Raw genomic sequence first — 324 nt, 5'->3', positions numbered from 1 at the left:
CACGAAGAACCCGACCAGGTCCTCCAGCGCCTCGTCCGTACGACCCGCCACCGGCGTACCCAGCGGAACGTCCGACCCCGCGCCGAGTGCCGTCAGGAAGGACGCGAGCCCCGCCTGGAGGGTCATGAACAGCGTGCTGCCGTGCTCCTTGGCCAGCTCGGAGAGCCGGCCGTGCACGTCGGCACCGATCTCGAACGGGACGACGTCACCGCCGTGTCCGGAGCGCGCCGGGCGCGGCCGGTCGGTGGGCAGCCGCAGCTCCTCCGGGATCCCGGACAGGGCCTGCCGCCAGTACGCGATCTGGCGGGCGGTCAGGCTCCGGCC

1 protein-coding gene is annotated in these 324 nt (G+C 73.8%); it reads right to left on the bottom strand.

Annotated elements, in window-relative coordinates; translation table 11 throughout:
- Positions 1-324 (bottom strand): condensation domain-containing protein (locus LG632_RS30050; RefSeq protein WP_226731089.1); only part of this gene is annotated, 324 nt, incomplete at both ends.

It is taken from the genome of Streptomyces antimicrobicus, from assembly GCF_020532625.1.
In the GTDB taxonomy this organism is placed as follows: Bacteria; Actinomycetota; Actinomycetes; order Streptomycetales; family Streptomycetaceae; genus Streptomyces; species Streptomyces antimicrobicus.
The sequence above is the reverse complement of the archived record's forward strand: the minus strand, read 5'-3'. Positions and strand labels throughout refer to the sequence as shown.